Raw genomic sequence first — 2630 nt, forward strand, 5'->3', positions numbered from 1 at the left:
AATCTTGCGCACGAGGCTGAGCCCCTTGCCCGAGTTACTGCCGATTCCGTGGAATGGTCCAGCGTACTTGGCAGTCCGGAATCCCGAAACCCTTGACCATCCGCCTCTCGCATGCCCCCCATACGCAATCACAGAATACGCACAAGGGTCTCCCGGAATCAGGGAGACCCTTGTGCGTATTCGTTCGATGCCCCTTACTCAGGAGGCGTCGATGGGATTTGCCTGCTCATGCCGCACATCGTCCCGGTTGTCCCCACAAGCAGATGCCAGGCTGCGGCACGGTGCAGTGGGGGTACGTGGCATCTCGGCTGAGCGCAGACATCTGCACGGCCTCTCGTGTGATTCGTCTGACCATGGTCCGCCCTAAGAGGCCTGCCGTCGGCTCACTGCCGGCAAGCCGTGAGGCGACAGCGCCCCTCTAGATTCCACCCCGAGTTCATGCTCCGAACCTTGTCAGATTGGGGAGCTACAAGAGGCGACTTGCGCCGCAAGAAGAATGCCACAGCTCCCTAATCCTTGTGCATGATATAATACACACCAATATAGTCCCATTTACAATGATGCGATCGCACGTCCAATTCGAAGGACACCACCCTTCGATCTTGTGTCGGATGAGGCATGAAGCGGTTCAAGCCCTTGATGATGCCGCCGACCATGGTGGGGCAGCAGCAGGAATTCGTGGACGAACTTGGAGCAACGCCGTGGCAAGATACCTGATCGAAACACCGCATAACGACAAGAACTGCCACCTGTTGGTGAACCAGCTCTATGGAATGGGTTGCCCGCACAACTTCGACTGGGGTTGTGAAGAAGGCAGTCCTTGTGGCTGGGCCATCATTGAGGCCGACGACCAAGCACAGGCCGCTTTGGTAGTGCCGTCGATCGCCCGCAGCGAGGCGCGAACAGTAAGAATAGTGAAGTACAACCCCGAACAGGCAGGTGAGCTCCACATTGGTTGACCGCGGTTCTCAGCCGAGAGTGCCAGGCGAGGGTTGAGGGAGTAATCCCGGCCAACCAGGTGGATCTCAATCGAATCCGCGGTTTGAATGCTCAGCCGGGGCTATTCTGCATCTCGGTTACAGCTTCCGGCGAATCGAGGGAGCGGATAATTGCTTCAACGAATGCTTTCTGAGAACATCTATGTAACTGAACGTGACGGGTGCATTGGCCGTCTTCATTTCTCTTATGGCGAGTATCATGATCCTCTTAATACACGATTTGGGGTAATGGAGGCCCTGAATGACTTTCTCGTCGGGTCGGCGAGTGGGTTTGACACGCATCCGCATGAGGAGATCGAGATCATCTCGTACTGTGTGGACGGGGAACTCAGCCATCGCGACAGCCTGGGAAACGCAGAGACTCTCCGGCGCGGCGATGTTGGCTACCAGTGTGCAGGTTCAGGCCTTGTTCATGCCGAGCTCAACTCCTCGCCGGACGAGAAGCTGCGCTTTGTGCAGGTGTTGATTCTGCCAAACACACCCGGGTTGACACCTGGCTACGCCTACCGACGCTTCGCTCCGCGTGACCGGCGGAACAAGTGGCTGAACGTCGCCTCCGGAAGGCCGAAGGAAGGCATCGTACAGATTCGCCAGGATGCCGACGTCTTCGTTTCGGAGGTTGACGGGGGAAGGCGACTGTATTTCGCAGTTGCGCGTGGGCGTCAAGCATATCTGGTGTGCCTCGAGGGAAGCGTGGCAATAAGCGGTCTTGAGCTCGGCCAAGGAAGTTCAGCCAAAGCGGTAGGCGACATCGAACTCAGCATCGATGCGCAGGTGAATGCACATCTGCTCCTGGTAGAAATGGCCGAGAGTGCTTAGGGAATCCGCGATGAGGATCCTCCCGGTTCTGTTCTCCAACGGACAACAAGGATTCTCGCAGGCGCGGACGTGGGGTGCGCGTACGGGCTGCTTTCACGCTATCTGATACACACGCTCTTCCGCAGAGTTCCGTTTGCCAGGTTCCAAACGGCAGCCCAGGCTGGTTCACAAGATCCAATCGCCTGTATGCTGGGCTGCCTGCTGGGATGCACGGCTGGTTGTCCTTGCTTCCCATAGACGAAGCCGTGGACTGGACAACGAAGGCTCTCGTCTGTCCAGGGGCTTGCCGAACCCGATAGTGGCAGTTGGGGCCCTTGATCGTCTTCCCCTCGTTCGTCCCTAGTGCGGGATCAGGGAAACGCAAAGGGGTCTCCCCGGATTCGGGAGACCGATGTTTGGCATCGTTTGATGCCCCATCCTCAGGAGGCGACGATGGGATTTGCCTGCTCAAGCCGCACATCGTCCCGGTGTCCTACGGGAGGCCAGGGAACCCATGATGAGGGTCTTGCAGGGCCCGACGCAGGCGATTCAGACCGTTGGTCGCCTTTGGCCGGATTCCATGTGGGGGTCTACGTATATTCGGCTGCCTTGCGGGCCCAGATCCTGGGCCGTCTTCTGGGGTCAGGCAACAGACATAACTGCATGCGTCTTGGAGAGTTCATTGTCGGCCGTTGCTGGCAATCTTGCAAGTGCCCCGAAGTGACTGCCCGCCGATGAAGATCGTCCACGTGTTGGCGACCCTGGCCCGAGCGAGAAACTCGCTCTCCCCAAGCGTCTAGTCAGTTCGCACCTTCCGGAAGGCCTGTTCCGCGG

At 58.3% G+C, this 2630-nt stretch carries 2 protein-coding genes; both read left to right on the forward strand.

The features are described 5' to 3' along the window. Positions 1 to 701 precede the first annotated feature (701 nt). Positions 702 to 959 (forward strand): hypothetical protein, encoded by a 258-nt coding sequence (locus MUO23_14740; protein ID MCJ7514207.1) that lies wholly within the window; start codon positions 702 to 704, stop codon positions 957 to 959. Between the two features lie 267 nt (positions 960 to 1226). Then, positions 1227 to 1817 (forward strand): pirin family protein, encoded by a 591-nt coding sequence (locus tag MUO23_14745; protein ID MCJ7514208.1) that lies wholly within the window; start codon positions 1227 to 1229, stop codon positions 1815 to 1817. The last annotated feature ends 813 nt before the right edge of the window (positions 1818 to 2630 follow it).

The organism is Anaerolineales bacterium (assembly GCA_022866145.1).
GTDB lineage: Bacteria > Chloroflexota > Anaerolineae > Anaerolineales > E44-bin32 > PFL42.